A 13,722-nucleotide genomic window follows, 5' to 3' on the forward strand; every position below is an offset into this window, starting at 1 on the left:
TATACTGACATTATTTACATAGCTTAAAGTAAAGAAAAGCATTAGGAATATAATTAAGTGCTTTTAGTTCTTAATTATAATATCTGTCTTCTTTAAAACCCTGAATTTTATATAATCAAATTTATCAATAAAAGAATATCTTCATAATACATATTTTCTTTTAATACTATTGCATGGACAGTACATAATCTATTGTTTCTATATTTGAATTACCAGTTATACATACATCAGCCCTTCGAGGATTCAACTAAACATTCACACATTTCAATCAATTTGTATTGTTTCACAACATCTCTAAGAAAATCTTTTATTTTCTATTATAGGGAGAAGCTCCTCTAAAGAAATTTTGTCTAGTTTCATAATCTTTAAAATTAAATTTGACACTTCTTCTTTTTTTGATTCTGATAAATCATTAAACCCTCATATTTCTTCCAATTCTATTTTTATAAGCCTTTTTTCTTTTGAATTACTCATCTTTAGTCTCCTTTATATTTAATAACTATTTTCTTTATTTTAACATTAAATAATATAATATGTCTTTTACAAATTAAAACCTATTACATATATTTATTTAATATACTTTGATGAAAAAGTATATTGAATTAAATCTAGTTATAATAATATTTAAAAATTCTAGATAATCAACTCTACCTAGTAAATTTTATATCTATAATTGTAGTACAAATAAGATTGTACCTAATTTAAACTTGTAGCTCTAGAAGGGGGAAATTTTGAGTAATTTGCAATATGATAACAATAAAAACAATAATAATGGCAATGGTGGTGGACAAAAAGTTTTGAAAATAATAGAATTATAATGCTAGATTTATATAAAAATTCACTTGCATCTGAAGATAGTATAAGAGGCAGTATAAACAATAAAGCTAATCTTATAGTAGTAGTTATTATCAGCTTTTTAGGATTTTCTAAATTAGATGTGTTACAAACATTTCAGTTAAATTATATTATAATTAAAGCTACAAGAATTGTTATCTTGTAGCTTCTTTTATTAATAATAATTATACATATCCAGATATATCTTTTAATTAAAAAAGATGATTAAACTGCTTTCTTACTTCTCTATCCTCACGTATTACTTCTTTCATATATTTCAAGATATTTACAAGCATCCTCACTTCATATTCATCGCAGTCATTGAATATTTCTTCAGCTTCTCTTTCAAATATAATTTTAGAAGATAGTATATTATCACATAATAATTCATCTACTGTAACAGAAAGAACATTAGCAATATTAATTAATACAGGTAAACTTACTTTAGTTTTTGCAGTTTCAATATTGCTCATGTGAGATGGTGTTATATCTATTTTTTCTGAAACTGCTTCTTGAGTTATGCTTTTCTTAATTCTCGCAATTTTAATTCTTTTTCCTAAAGCTTTATAATCTACTTCCACAATCATACCTCCTTTCTGCTTTTTATATTGTAACCATCTACAGAGTGTAATATAATAATCTGTATAAATGAAATTTACATGTAATATATTTCAATCTGGATTTATTTTGATTAAAAGAGGTGTAGTTATGACTGACTATGAAAAAGAAACTGAAGAGCTAATTAAAGAGGTTGCCAATAAAAGAGGTATATCTGAAGATGAAGTTATAAAAAAAATAGCTAATACAATTGAGTTTATAAAAAAACATCCAGATTTACAAAAGCAAAAATGGATTAAAAAAGCTTTTGAAGATAAGACACCCACACCAGAGGAATTAGTTTATGAAATAGCTAAGAAGCTAAATCCTTGAAATATCATTTCATATAAAAAAATATAAAGATACGTTGAATAACCAAAGACTAAAAATGATTTCTTTATCTTTGAAACTATTTTATAGTTAATACTTCACTCAAAATAATTAAATTAACTGGAGGTTTAAAATGTATATTTCAGCAGCAAAAAAAATTAAAAATATTCTTATACAAAAGGATATTAGGCAATGTGAATTAGCAAAAAGTTTAGGCATAACTCCTCAAATGCTAACAAATAGATTTAGAAAAAATAATTTTTCTGAAAAAGAACTTTTAGAGATAGCAAAAAAACTTAACTGTGAATTTACTTGTGTTTTCACACTTAAAGATAACCATTAATTATATTTATTAAAGTATAAAAGAACCTAGAAAATTTTCAGGTTCTTTCATATTTTATCTAATGGAAAAAAAGTATGATAAAGGTATTACAATGTAGTTATAATCTTTAATAATTTTTTTGGTTTCCATTCAATTCCGATTTTTCCTTTTTGCATACCACAATATATTTTAGCTGGAAACTTCAAATTATTTTCTTTATGTATTTTAAAACAATATTCTAAAGCACTATTTTCAACACTTTTATCTGTTAAAAAATCTCCTTTATAAAAATAAATATTATTATGTTTTATATAGCCTCTAATAATCTCATTAAATTCTTTTTCCTCAATAAGCTTAGAAGTTATTAACCATTCTTTATGACTCATCTCGCTATTGGCTAAATATATAATTTTATCTTTAAGTATCGCAAAAGCTATTCTTGATTTATGCAATTCTTTCTCACTTGTTTTCATAAGTACCCTTTCTGTTCTATTTTAGTTTATATAACTTTGTATGCTTTTACTATAAGTTTAGTACATATACATCCAAAATCAATAATATTATGAAAAACATTCTTACAGCAATCACCTTTTCATATTTTTTGTATATCTTAAGTAAGTTTTTATACTTTCCATATATATCACCTCTTCATATATCTATTAAATATGCTTTCTTACCATCTATCACTTATAATTATAACTCCTTTTTTCTATGTTAGATATTCCCTATAAACTATATATCTTTTTTAAAATACATGTAAAAAGGACTTATAAAATATAAGTCCTTTTTTTATTAATAAAATCGTTACCATGTCTTAACTAATTTTCAGTTGTTTATTTTAAATCTAAGCAATTAATTTTCATATTTAAATTCAATCTTACTCCAATGCTCTCTTATCTCAGATTCTTTTTCTCTCATACTAAAGTGCCATATACCCATGTTTTGACAATCATCATCAGTTAAAAAATATTTACATATATGCCTATAACAATCACTCATGAATGTTTGCAGAAGTTCAAGCTTTTCTGGAATATCTTTAGAACTTTCAGGAACTTTAGGGTTTAATATTACGGGTTCATTATCAACAATTCTAAAGCCACTCATAGCTGCCCCTCCATGCACTTTATTAGACCATTGATTATATAAAATTAAATAGTATCTTTCCATATCTAATAACTTACTTAATCTTCTTATGTTGGAGGCCTCACTATATATTTGATACCATTTAGGGTCTAAATCTGAAAACCCCCGTTGTCTTCTCCTTAAATTAATTTCATCTTTTTTTCTAGTTCTATCTTCATCAACAACACTATACTCAGGATACTTTTCAAACATGCTCCTTAAATTTTCAGTAGCTGAGTTCAATCTCTCAGAATCAAAAGTATTAATTATATCCTCTCCTATTATCCTTCTGAAATTTTCATGTTCCTCATTCTCTGTATTAAGTTTTTCATACATAGCAATTCTTTCATGTATACTATTAACTTCATAAGACAAAGCCCTTTTTTCTATCATATCTTCATCTAAAAATATATAATTTATGCTTAACGAAAGTTCAAACATATTTCTAAATAATATAGTTGATATATTTATAGATGAACCTTTTAATAATGACATAATGCCATCAGCAGTTTCTAACAATTCTCTAAACAAAAACAGTATGATTGTATCAGAGTATTTGTTATTCTCACTTGTATTTATTAGGTCTAGTAAATATTGTCCATATACACAAATATCATTTATCTGTGATGTAGTTTCTTCCATTAGCTGTTTGTATCTCTCATCTTCTATTTCTTTCATAAATAATTCCATTTAACATCCTCCAAATAAAATAAATATTAAAAACACTACCTTAAGGCAAAGAATTAGGATAGTTTAAATAATATACATAAAAAGTCTTATTTTTTGATACAAATTTATATCTTTATTATATATTATATAAAAAAATAAAACTAGTTTTGTTGTTATACATAATATGGTGTATTATTTATTTACTTTATGTAAATACTTAATTCTTTTGCTTATATATTTACTTTCTTTCATTAAAAATCTACTTAAAAATGATATAATAAACAAGAAAAGAGGTGTTTAAATGAATTTTAAAAATGAGATAAAAAGTATCCTATTGTTTAAAGAAATGTCTATTGGGACTTTAAATGATAGGTTAAATGAACTCACTGGTGATGATTGTAGTTACTTTAATTTTACTAGAAAACTTGGTAGTACTAGTATAACTCTTATTGAAGTTTTAAATATAATAAAGATTTTAAATTATAGTATTATCTGTGAAAAAGAAAATCTATATATGAATATATCAAATCAAGATATTCAAGATACTGGTTTGCCCTTTTCGAACTTTTTAAGTTCATGCAACATATTGGGTATAAAAGTCAGTCTTGTTGAAAATGATTTTGAAGAGTAATAAACTTATATATAATCAAGTAATAAAAGCTACTAAATTAACCTTTAATCATCAATTTAGTAGCTTTTATTATTAATAATATTTTAAATTCGGATTTATGAATTAACAAAATCCTAAAATATCTATTCATATTCTATTTTCAAGACCTCATTCCAATTTATTTTTCTATTTAGATTATTTTCTGTGTGATATAACTTTACAATATGAGTTGCATTTTTATAAGAATAATAAAGAGTAGTTATACCCTCTATTTGATTTTTATTATCTCCTTGATACTTAGCTTCACATGGTACATTTTGACTAACTAACTCTAAAGCACATTTTGTAGCAATTGTTTCTGGTTTATTTGCATACACAATTACATTATATCCTAATATCAAACCACAAATTATAATTAAAATACTTATATATTTAAGCAATTTCATATTCTATCCCCCACTTTAATTTTATAAACTTATATTTTTATTTCTATTATTTTAATCTTATAATCATCCTCAACTGAGACTTCATTAATAATATAAAAACTAATATCTATACTAATTTCACTATTTTTCCCAAAAACATAAGTGTGTACTTTTAGTGTATGACTCATATCTTCAGATACCTTTTTTATATTCCCTTCAAATGTTCTTAAATATTGTTTGTAAAACTTTATAATATTTTCATTCATTTCTGAAATACTTAATTCCCTACCTTTTAAGCTTTTCATCAACTCTATAAAATTATTTATTTTGCTATCATATAATTCTTTACCTTTATTATAATTGTCAATCATATAATTTATCAGGTCACAACATAGAGGTACAACTTTATGCAATGTATATTCATTGCATAAATATTTCTTTATGATGGTTTCAAGAAATATCAAATTATCATACTTTTTTATATCAGAATAAAAATCTTTATTAGACAGCTCTCTAAAATTTAATTTTTCATTATCAATATAAAAACAATATTTTATATTTTCTAGGTTACAACCTTTTTTCTTTATATCTTTTATGTAGTTTTCCATTTCTTGATTACTTATATTTTTCATATTTTTCTCCCCTCACTTATTTATAAATTTACTATAATCCATTTTATTTAATACTTCAAGATAAATATTTAATATTTTTTATTAAATATTTAATTAAAATTATTGATTAATTTGAATATAATATTAAATTCATATAGTCAATAGTCAATTTTTCAAAATTAGGATTAATTTAAAATAAAACTTAAATAAGCAATTAGATTCTATTGATATGTAAAAAGCTCAAAAGATTAGATAATAGGGAAGATATTAAAATATAATTAAAAATAAAAAAGGGCGTAGCGCTATTTTCTAGCACGACAACCCCCTTTTGATAGTAGAACTTCTAGTTATTAACTTGTTTTATACTTTTGATAAAAGAGACTTTGTCAATGACACCTGAATCTTCTATAATAACAGAGCGTGCAATTTTGGCATCCTTCTTTTTACTTCATAATATATCCGCAAATATATTATTGTCTCTCTGTTAAGCTTCTTATATATAACTGAAAAGGATATGTGCGAAAGTTGGACACTCGAACATCTTCTCACTAAAACAGTGAATTAAAAGTTCTACCACTTAATATGGAAAACAAGACATAATAATTATACATCCTTATTTTTTCATTATATCATACAGTCCATATTATAAAAAGAATATTACTTTGTATATTTAACTTGATACAGGGATGTACACATGTATAACAGATATATATTCAAATACATTATAAGTATAAAAACATGTATATATAATAATATGAACATCTATAACAGATATATTTTTGAATATATTGTAAGTATAAAAGACATGTATATATATGATACAAACATTTATAACAGATATATTTTTAATATATATCTAGATAATATCTTTTATGTCTATTAACTATAAAAGAAAAGTTTTTATGGTTAATACAACATAAGGAGAAGTAAATATGAAAAATAAAAACTTGAAAATAAAAAAGATGAGGATATTTAATAGGTATAAAGGAAAACACTATAAAAAAAATAACTTATATACTTACTTTTTTAAAAAAAACAATAATCTTTTAATTAAACTAATAATTTTCCCATTGTATCTTTATATTTTCAATAACATAATATGCCCATATATTTTCAATACTGTTTTAAAATATATTAGACATTTTTAATAATAAAATAATTTATAATATTAAGTTAAAAACAGAAGATTAAATTATCTATATGTTATAATGCTCTATAATATAAGCCCTTTTAATAAGTAAAATAATAAGCAATATATTTTGCCACTTTAAAGAATGTATCTAGAAAAGAAAAAGTACTGCAGTTGATAAATAATTTAAATTTGAAACATCAAGGTAGTAAATATTTTATTAATGATAGAAATGAAATAGGGGTTCAAGTTGAATATATCGCAGATTATAAAAGTTTTAATGCTGAACTATTTGTACAAGTACTTCAGATTACATGTGAAATACTGATAGAAAATAACTTTTCTGAATTCATGAAAATTATATAATTCTAAAATAAGGTGGATGTCTCAAAATAAAAACTTAAGACATCCACCTTATTAATATTTACACTTCCATTTGGCTTTCTTCACAATATTTATTCACATATTCCAATAAAGCCATACTCATCAAATCAGTTTTAGTAAACTCAGAATGTTCTTTACAGAACTCATCAAATAGGTCAACTACTTCTTCAATTATCCTAATAGTTGTTCTCTTAGCATTTTTTGAAGGTAAATCGATTTTTATATCTTTGGGTTGTATATACTGTCCATCTATATTTCTATTTTCTAAGTTATTATACCAATTTATCATTTCAATTATTTCATTATAATTATCTGCTAAGAGTAGTAATTTCTTTTGAGTATTAGATTTTTTTTCTGGACTTACAATTTCTACTTGAGTTGATTCATCATCTTCAGATACTTTTTGCATACCTTCTTCATTGACATATACAAAACGATTATTAATTCTCTTATAACATCGTTTCTTGAGATATTTCCTAATACTACTTTCTGATGTTTGAACTTCTGATGAAATCTTTATAAGACTTTTTCCACTTACCAACTCATCATTAATATATTTAACTATATATTGTACATCTCTTTTCTTCAGTTCATCCCAAGTCATTTTGTTATCACCTCTAAAATTATTATATACTCTTGATTACATTTATCATATCTTTTTCATCACCTTATTATCGACGCTTTATCTCTTCTAATCTAAATTTATTATCAATATTGATAGCATCTATGAAAATAATACTAATTAGCACAGTATCAAGCTTGTTTTATAAGTTAAAATAGATATAATATATATTAAAAGGCTTCTGGAGGTATTAATATGGATGAGTTTGTTGTTGTTACAAAAGAAAATTTAAATGATTTAGTTAGCAACTTTAATCTTGATGGAAAGCTTATTGATGCTATTAGAATAGAACGCAAATTTATAATAAATTTAGTTAATTATAGAAAAAGAAAAGGAATAACTCAAAAAGAATTATCTAAGTTAACTGGTTTGACTCAACAATCTATTTCAAGAATAGAAACATTGATTGAAAAACCAACTTTAACTACTTTAATAAAATATTTAAATGCATTAGACATTGATATAAACTCATTACTAAAAAAATAAATTCTCTTTCAATCTGTTTTGACTTGACTTTTTAAAAAGCTTTATTTTTATTCCCTTCTATCTTTAATTGTGTTGTATAATCTATCTAATAAACAATTAAAGGAGATATTACAGATGATAAAATTTATGGTAAATAAAGCTTATTATTCAAAATCTATATGCGACAGTAACTGTATATCTGTCATATTTGTTATCAGAAGAACTCCTAAATGTATAGTCTATAAAGATAGTGATAATATTACAAGGCGTTCTAAAATCAGGATTATGGATGATTGTGAATTTATAAGCCCTGAGAACTATAGCTTTGCAAATATCTTTAAAGCTAATAGAGAATATTAAAGATGTATTTAAATACTATAAACAATATGAAAACGTGCTAAAACGCTTTTAAAAGAGCTGAAGTAAAACCAAATAATCTTTTATAGTTAAATATATATAAGAAGAGTCTTTTTAGAAAATTTTCAAGGACTCTTTTTTTACGTTAATTATTCAAGCTAAAACTTGTAATACATTATTTAATAAATTTCAATACTTTATTTTCTCTTAATAATAAGTTATAAAAAGTATAAGTAGTAAATCATAAAATGCAATTTTGAGGTGACAATATGTTTTTTAAAGAAAATAATGAAATAAATTTGGGTGAAACTACTATTCCAAATATTTTTATAGATATATTTATGCCAATGGCTGATGGATTATATGTTAAGATTTATTTATTAGGTTATAGACAAGCATGTGATGGAAGCTCTAACCCTAATTTCAATAATAGTTCTATATCTAAAAACTTGAATATCCCCCTATCTGATGTCTTAAATGCTTGGAAGTTTTGGGAAGAAAAGAAAATTATAAAAATACACAATGACAATGATGAATACAATCTTAACTATTCAATAGAGTTTTTAGATTTAAAAAGCTTTTATATTAACAATATGCTCAATAATACCCCTAAATTAAAACAAGAGCTTAGTGAAGACTTACTCGAAACTGAGAATCAAGAAATTAAAAATATGTTTATAGAAATCAAAAAAATATCTAACAGGGCACTTGAACCTAGTGAGAAAAAAACTATTTTGAACATAATTGATAAATTTAATGTTACAACAGATTTAATAATATTTGCTTATGAATATGCTAAGAAAAAAAATGGTGTCCCTAAACCTGCAAGATATATCGAAAGCATAATTAAAGGATGGTATGACTCAAATTTACATACCCTAGAAGATGTTAAAAATAGTTTCTCAGATAAAGAAAATCGTTTTAAGTTATATAAAACTATATTTAATGAACTTGGATTTTACAGAATTCCAACTAGAGTTGAAAAAGAAATCATGGATACCTGGTTAGATAAATTTAATATGAACATAGATATAATCATAGAAGCATGTTCTAAAAGTAAAAATATAGCATCACCAAGTATAGCCTATATAAATGGGATTGTGAAAAATTGGTATGAAGAAGATATAAAAAGCTTAGCTGACCTGAATAAAAGTAAAGAAAAAGCTTTACAAAGAAATAAAAAGGGACAGGACAACAACAATATTGTGTATAAGAAAACTAAATTCCATAATTTTAATGAAACTTTTACACAATATACAAGTGATGAACTAGATGAAATTATAAAAAAGAGTCAAAAAGAAAAATTTAAAAATGTAGATTAACCTTGATAAAAGGTAAATCAGGAAGTGATTTATAGTTGTATAATATAATAAGAACTAGATATTAGCTTAAACAAACTTTTATAATAAATAATATAATAGACTTACTTTAACTTAGAAAGGTTGATTTGAATATGGAAAATAAAGTTCATATAAATAATATCCAACAATTAAATGATGCACTAAAGAAGTATAATATCCCTTTTATCATATTAGAAGATGTAGATAGAAGGATAACTAATTGGTTTGCTGATGGTGGCAATGAAAATGATGCTTATATTAAACAACAATATAGGTACATTGAAAACTTTATAAATACATCCTATGATTGCATAAAAAATGAAAGTTAATTTTGTAATAGATATACAACTATAGTAAAGAAAAGACTTAAATTCAATATCTAAAATTACTCAAAGAACGGGTAGAAACTTTTATAGGTAAGTTAATTAAAACATAATCTTATATTATGATTTGAAGGCTACATTGAAGAATTAAAGGCATATAGATTAGAATGTCAAAAAGTGTTGCAGATAAATGTAAAAGCTAGAGAACTTGGTGTATAAGGAATATATCGTTTACTTAGAACATATAGGTCTAGATAGTAAATAAATATATAGAAATAGTAAAACTTTTTAGAAGAAGAAAATAGCAACTATATAATCTAAAAAAAGAGGATTAAATTGATTCCTCTTTTTTATAATTATTATTCTATTTTTTTATATCTATATCTAATCTTCCATTTCAAATATTGGTATTACTGCAATGTTATTTGATGAAATATATGTTCCTCTAAATAATATATCCTCTCCAAAAGCTGTATAATCAAAATACTTAGAAAGTGTTTCCTTATCTAATTTGTAAAAGCCTCCATTTTCTTCTATATATTTCTTTGCCAAATCTATACTTTTAAATTTAAAATCATTAGTAAATTTTTTTATATCAAAATAAAGGTCTAAATCTTCTATCTGAAATAAATCAAGGTCATAAACTTCTTTAATATAACTAATAGCTAAGTTCTTTTCAATTGATTGTGAAGTATCTTCATCAAGTTTTATAATAGAATTATCCCCTTTTAAATCATCAAAGCTTTTTACATGTATAGCATTTGAATCAATAAACTTTCCTTCTAATAAAGCATCTATTATTTCCATTTCTTCATTATTAAATTTTTTATTATTAATTGTTTTCATATATATCTCTCCCTTTAAATTAATCTATTCAATTACTTTTAAGTTCTCTTTCCATATCATTTGCAAATAATATATTAATTCAATTTTTTCTCTAAAGACAAAAGTTTTTATTAATAATTTTTTAATTTTATTTATCTTCAGTCACATTATAGACTGCAAAAACATATCAGTCAAATAGTTTCGAAAACATTTTTATTAACAAAAAAAATATTGTAAAAGAAAAAAATAATGCAATCCTTTTTTTGAAAAAAATAAAATTTATTCATTTTCTGTATAAGAATTAGAAAATCTTTGTTTTGCCTATAAGATTCTATATAATAAGCCTACAGATTATTTATAAGGAGAAGAATCAATATGAGTAAAAAACTTTGTTATGTATTCCTAATCTTAGTAATGGTTATATGCCTGAGCTATCTTTTTATTTCTACAGTTTATATAATATAATAAAAAAGCTGATACTTATATAATACAAGCATCAGCTTTTAATTTTATTATCTAAAAAGACCAGGACAACATCTTGATGATAAATATATGATAATATGCATCAGCATGTATTTATCCTGCTTTTAACCTTTATTTACAATAAAAATAGATTTCTAAATATCTCTTCTAGTACAGTAATTACGATTGAGTTTCCTGCCATTTTATATTGTTGTGTTAAACTTATTCCAGCTTCTTGAATTGCTTGAATATCTTTATCATTCATACCCATAAGTCTAAAACATTCAGTAGCAGTGAGCTTTCTTATTCTAAAAATATCACTATACTCTAATACTCCTTTTCTACCAGAACATCCAGCTGTAAGTGTACCACAAATATTTTTATCAAATAACCTAATGCCTTCATCATATCTATATTCACAAAATAGGTTATTTTTTTCAATTATCATTGGTGGAGCTTTATAATCTCCAGCTGTAAGTGTACGTGAAATATAATCAGCATTCATTACTATATTACTTTGATGTTTTATTCCACCTTCACTTTTCTGGATGAATCCAGCTTGTATACTTTTCTCTTTTGGTATATTAAATTTCTTATTTATTTTATCTTCTAAGAAGCTTTTATTAGGTATAAATCTATTAACTAATATATCTGATAAATAATATTTATCAGGTACATTTTCTTCCAGAATATCTGTTATGTTATTTTCTAATGGTAATTTTTTTGGGAATTCATATTCTCTATCTTCCCCAAGTATACTTATCAGAAATACACGTTCTCTATTTTGTGGGATTTTGTAATCTTTAGAGTTTAGTATATCCCAATAATTTTTATATCCTTGCTCTTCTAACCATTTTACCCATTTATCAAAATCTGGTTTAAACTTTTTACTAACTAAATTTTTGACATTTTCCATTAGCAGATACTTAGGTTTGCAATGATTTATAATCTTCTCGCACTCCCATAATAATCCACTCCTAGTTCCACTGCCTTTAGATAATCCTTCCATTCTACCTGCAACTGATATGTCAGTACAAGGGAAAGAATAAGTTAATAAGTCATGATTAGGTATATTTTCAATATCTATTTTACTTATATCACCTAAATTGTTTACTTCCCCATGAATAGCTTTATACGCCTGATGTATAAACTTTACAATTGAATTTAGCTATTGACGTATTTCAGCTTTTATTACTATAGTAGCTTCCAAAATTGAAATTACCATAATTTTTATGTAAACATTTAATCCTCTTTTTACCCTCATTATAACTAGTCATATATTTAATCTTACTTTGAAATATAGTAGCTGAACTAGCATCTTAAAAACATATATAAATATTACTTAAAAACATATATAAAGCCTATACTTTTTATTTATGAGCACTACTTCATAAATGCTATTTCGATCACTCTAATAGCCACTTCCTTTCAGAAGTGCAAAGACTATTTCTTCACCCAATACAATTGGGGCAGACTTTTTCTTCCACCGATAGTTTGTGGCTTTACTCTTTTAAAGATAGTCGTTGAAGGTTTTCCATGTCATTTGATTTAGGAACTTCCCTGCATGAACAGTCATTGTTTAGAATACTTAGGTTTTAACCTTATATTCATCCTTACGTTTTTTCTACTTTCGTACCATCATACAATGATTTCTCTTGTATTGTGGTGTAAGGCTTTAGACATTACCTGCAATTAAGTCTGTGTCCTATGCAGATTACTCTACATACGCAGCCATATGTTACTGTATAGCATATTTATCTATTTCACTTATTGCAACCACTTCAAAATCTACACCTATATTTCTTAATGCAATAGATTGGCTTCCATAACCACTGAATGCTTCAAATACTCTTATCTTTTTCATTTTAATTTCTCCCTCCAAATTAAGGTTAATTAACCTAATTTAATCAAATTTTATATTTATAACCTCATCCCAATTAATTTCTCTAGTAGAATTATTTTCAGGATGAGATAATCTTACTGTATGAACTGCATCATCATAACTATAATAAATAGTTGTAGTTCCATTTATCTGATTTTTCTTATATCCTTGATATTTAGCTTCATTTGGGACTTTAGATTCCACCAAATAAAATGCTTTTCTTGTTGTTACAGTCTGAACTTTATTAGAATCTATTAATATGAATAAGCCTATTATTAAAAATATACTTATACATATAATAGAGTACCATTTAATCCATCTCATGGTATTCCTCCTGTCATTTTAAAGTTCATACTGTGTTTTAGTTGCTACATTATTATAATCTCATTTTCTAAAAAATTAATGTTTAAATC

At 24.3% G+C, this 13,722-nt stretch carries 19 protein-coding genes; 9 read left to right on the forward strand and 10 right to left on the reverse strand.

Features of this window, described 5'->3' with window-relative positions; genetic code table 11:
* Positions 1–817: 817 nt before the first annotated feature.
* Positions 818–1,000 (forward strand): hypothetical protein, encoded by a 183-nt coding sequence (locus Q3304_RS09050; RefSeq protein WP_407813405.1) that lies wholly within the window; start codon positions 818–820, stop codon positions 998–1,000.
* Positions 1,001–1,046: 46 nt separating this feature from the next.
* Here Q3304_RS09050 and Q3304_RS09055 read toward each other — a convergent pair whose 3' ends face one another.
* Positions 1,047–1,415, reverse strand: coding sequence for a helix-turn-helix domain-containing protein (locus tag Q3304_RS09055; RefSeq protein WP_407813404.1), 369 nt, complete (start codon positions 1,413–1,415; stop codon positions 1,047–1,049).
* Between the two features lie 127 nt (positions 1,416–1,542).
* Between Q3304_RS09055 and Q3304_RS09060 the strand changes: the two genes are divergently transcribed.
* Positions 1,543–1,764, forward strand: a complete 222-nt coding sequence (locus Q3304_RS09060) for a hypothetical protein (RefSeq protein WP_407813403.1) — start codon at positions 1,543–1,545, stop codon at positions 1,762–1,764.
* 130 nt (positions 1,765–1,894) lie between these two features.
* Positions 1,895–2,104, forward strand: a complete 210-nt coding sequence (locus Q3304_RS09065) for a helix-turn-helix domain-containing protein (protein WP_407813402.1) — start codon at positions 1,895–1,897, stop codon at positions 2,102–2,104.
* Positions 2,105–2,190: 86 nt separating this feature from the next.
* Here the strand turns inward: Q3304_RS09065 and Q3304_RS09070 are convergent, their stop codons facing one another.
* Both Q3304_RS09070 and Q3304_RS09075 read right to left on the reverse strand, forming a co-directional pair.
* The gene (locus Q3304_RS09070; protein ID WP_407813401.1) at positions 2,191–2,556 is read right to left on the reverse strand and encodes a hypothetical protein; all 366 of its coding nucleotides are present in this window, start codon (positions 2,554–2,556) and stop codon (positions 2,191–2,193) included.
* A gap of 379 nt (positions 2,557–2,935) precedes the next feature.
* The gene (locus Q3304_RS09075; protein WP_407813400.1) at positions 2,936–3,895 is read right to left on the reverse strand and encodes a DUF5677 domain-containing protein; all 960 of its coding nucleotides are present in this window, start codon (positions 3,893–3,895) and stop codon (positions 2,936–2,938) included.
* 280 nt (positions 3,896–4,175) lie between these two features.
* Here Q3304_RS09075 and Q3304_RS09080 point away from each other — a divergent pair, with 280 nt between their 5' ends.
* Positions 4,176–4,505: a hypothetical protein gene (locus tag Q3304_RS09080; protein ID WP_407813399.1), complete on the forward strand. Its 330-nt coding sequence runs from the start codon at positions 4,176–4,178 to the stop codon at positions 4,503–4,505.
* A 122-nt stretch (positions 4,506–4,627) separates the two neighbouring features.
* On the opposite strand, the gene Q3304_RS09085 is transcribed toward Q3304_RS09080, so the two are convergent.
* Both Q3304_RS09085 and Q3304_RS09090 read right to left on the reverse strand, forming a co-directional pair.
* A complete protein-coding gene (locus tag Q3304_RS09085; RefSeq protein ID WP_407813398.1) occupies positions 4,628–4,930 on the reverse strand; it encodes a hypothetical protein in 303 nt (100 codons plus the stop codon).
* Between the two features lie 29 nt (positions 4,931–4,959).
* A complete protein-coding gene (locus Q3304_RS09090) occupies positions 4,960–5,541 on the reverse strand; it encodes a hypothetical protein (protein WP_407813397.1) in 582 nt (193 codons plus the stop codon).
* A 1,282-nt stretch (positions 5,542–6,823) separates the two neighbouring features.
* Between Q3304_RS09090 and Q3304_RS09095 the strand changes: the two genes are divergently transcribed.
* A complete protein-coding gene (locus Q3304_RS09095; protein WP_407813396.1) occupies positions 6,824–7,015 on the forward strand; it encodes a hypothetical protein in 192 nt (63 codons plus the stop codon).
* A gap of 58 nt (positions 7,016–7,073) precedes the next feature.
* Here Q3304_RS09095 and Q3304_RS09100 read toward each other — a convergent pair whose 3' ends face one another.
* The gene (locus tag Q3304_RS09100) at positions 7,074–7,637 is read right to left on the reverse strand and encodes an integrase (RefSeq protein ID WP_407813395.1); all 564 of its coding nucleotides are present in this window, start codon (positions 7,635–7,637) and stop codon (positions 7,074–7,076) included.
* Between the two features lie 213 nt (positions 7,638–7,850).
* Here Q3304_RS09100 and Q3304_RS09105 point away from each other — a divergent pair, with 213 nt between their 5' ends.
* From Q3304_RS09105 to Q3304_RS09120, 4 genes are all read left to right on the forward strand, one after another.
* Positions 7,851–8,141: a helix-turn-helix domain-containing protein gene (locus Q3304_RS09105; RefSeq protein ID WP_407813394.1), complete on the forward strand. Its 291-nt coding sequence runs from the start codon at positions 7,851–7,853 to the stop codon at positions 8,139–8,141.
* Between the two features lie 114 nt (positions 8,142–8,255).
* The gene (locus Q3304_RS09110; protein WP_407813393.1) at positions 8,256–8,480 is read left to right on the forward strand and encodes a hypothetical protein; all 225 of its coding nucleotides are present in this window, start codon (positions 8,256–8,258) and stop codon (positions 8,478–8,480) included.
* A 266-nt stretch (positions 8,481–8,746) separates the two neighbouring features.
* Complete coding sequence (locus Q3304_RS09115) at positions 8,747–9,799, forward strand: DnaD domain protein (protein ID WP_407813392.1); 1,053 nt, start codon at positions 8,747–8,749, stop codon at positions 9,797–9,799.
* 131 nt (positions 9,800–9,930) lie between these two features.
* Positions 9,931–10,146: a DUF6877 family protein gene (locus Q3304_RS09120; RefSeq protein ID WP_407813391.1), complete on the forward strand. Its 216-nt coding sequence runs from the start codon at positions 9,931–9,933 to the stop codon at positions 10,144–10,146.
* Positions 10,147–10,524: 378 nt separating this feature from the next.
* Here the strand turns inward: Q3304_RS09120 and Q3304_RS09125 are convergent, their stop codons facing one another.
* The 4 genes from Q3304_RS09125 to Q3304_RS09140 all read right to left on the reverse strand — a co-directional run bounded on the left by Q3304_RS09125 (position 10,525) and on the right by Q3304_RS09140 (position 13,633).
* Entirely contained in the window at positions 10,525–10,986 is a 462-nt protein-coding gene (locus Q3304_RS09125; RefSeq protein ID WP_407813390.1) for a hypothetical protein, read from the reverse strand.
* A 577-nt stretch (positions 10,987–11,563) separates the two neighbouring features.
* A complete protein-coding gene (gene dcm / locus Q3304_RS09130) occupies positions 11,564–12,586 on the reverse strand; it encodes a DNA (cytosine-5-)-methyltransferase (protein WP_407813552.1) in 1,023 nt (340 codons plus the stop codon).
* A gap of 579 nt (positions 12,587–13,165) precedes the next feature.
* Positions 13,166–13,291, reverse strand: coding sequence for a DNA cytosine methyltransferase (locus Q3304_RS09135; RefSeq protein WP_021386723.1), 126 nt, complete (start codon positions 13,289–13,291; stop codon positions 13,166–13,168).
* A gap of 39 nt (positions 13,292–13,330) precedes the next feature.
* Positions 13,331–13,633, reverse strand: a complete 303-nt coding sequence (locus Q3304_RS09140; RefSeq protein WP_407813389.1) for a hypothetical protein — start codon at positions 13,631–13,633, stop codon at positions 13,331–13,333.
* Positions 13,634–13,722: the final 89 nt, after the last annotated feature.

This window comes from Clostridioides sp. GD02377, from assembly GCF_045899875.1.
GTDB lineage: Bacteria > Bacillota > Clostridia > Peptostreptococcales > Peptostreptococcaceae > Clostridioides > Clostridioides difficile_A.

Excerpts from the sequence above, each read along its gene's own strand:
- Q3304_RS09050 (WP_407813405.1), top strand. The coding sequence starts at position 818 with ATGCTAGATTTATATAAAAATTCACTTGCATCTGAAGATAGTATAAGA.
- Q3304_RS09060 (WP_407813403.1), top strand. The coding sequence starts at position 1,543 with ATGACTGACTATGAAAAAGAAACTGAAGAGCTAATTAAAGAGGTTGCC.
- Q3304_RS09065 (WP_407813402.1), top strand. The coding sequence starts at position 1,895 with ATGTATATTTCAGCAGCAAAAAAAATTAAAAATATTCTTATACAAAAG.
- Q3304_RS09070 (WP_407813401.1), bottom strand. The coding sequence starts at position 2,556 with ATGAAAACAAGTGAGAAAGAATTGCATAAATCAAGAATAGCTTTTGCG.
- Q3304_RS09075 (WP_407813400.1), bottom strand. The coding sequence starts at position 3,895 with ATGGAATTATTTATGAAAGAAATAGAAGATGAGAGATACAAACAGCTA.
- Q3304_RS09080 (WP_407813399.1), top strand. The coding sequence starts at position 4,176 with ATGAATTTTAAAAATGAGATAAAAAGTATCCTATTGTTTAAAGAAATG.
- Q3304_RS09085 (WP_407813398.1), bottom strand. The coding sequence starts at position 4,930 with ATGAAATTGCTTAAATATATAAGTATTTTAATTATAATTTGTGGTTTG.
- Q3304_RS09090 (WP_407813397.1), bottom strand. The coding sequence starts at position 5,541 with ATGAAAAATATAAGTAATCAAGAAATGGAAAACTACATAAAAGATATA.
- Q3304_RS09100 (WP_407813395.1), bottom strand. The coding sequence starts at position 7,637 with ATGACTTGGGATGAACTGAAGAAAAGAGATGTACAATATATAGTTAAA.
- Q3304_RS09105 (WP_407813394.1), top strand. The coding sequence starts at position 7,851 with ATGGATGAGTTTGTTGTTGTTACAAAAGAAAATTTAAATGATTTAGTT.
- Q3304_RS09110 (WP_407813393.1), top strand. The coding sequence starts at position 8,256 with ATGATAAAATTTATGGTAAATAAAGCTTATTATTCAAAATCTATATGC.
- Q3304_RS09115 (WP_407813392.1), top strand. The coding sequence starts at position 8,747 with ATGTTTTTTAAAGAAAATAATGAAATAAATTTGGGTGAAACTACTATT.
- Q3304_RS09120 (WP_407813391.1), top strand. The coding sequence starts at position 9,931 with ATGGAAAATAAAGTTCATATAAATAATATCCAACAATTAAATGATGCA.
- Q3304_RS09125 (WP_407813390.1), bottom strand. The coding sequence starts at position 10,986 with ATGAAAACAATTAATAATAAAAAATTTAATAATGAAGAAATGGAAATA.
- Q3304_RS09135 (WP_021386723.1), bottom strand. The coding sequence starts at position 13,291 with ATGAAAAAGATAAGAGTATTTGAAGCATTCAGTGGTTATGGAAGCCAA.
- Q3304_RS09140 (WP_407813389.1), bottom strand. The coding sequence starts at position 13,633 with ATGAGATGGATTAAATGGTACTCTATTATATGTATAAGTATATTTTTA.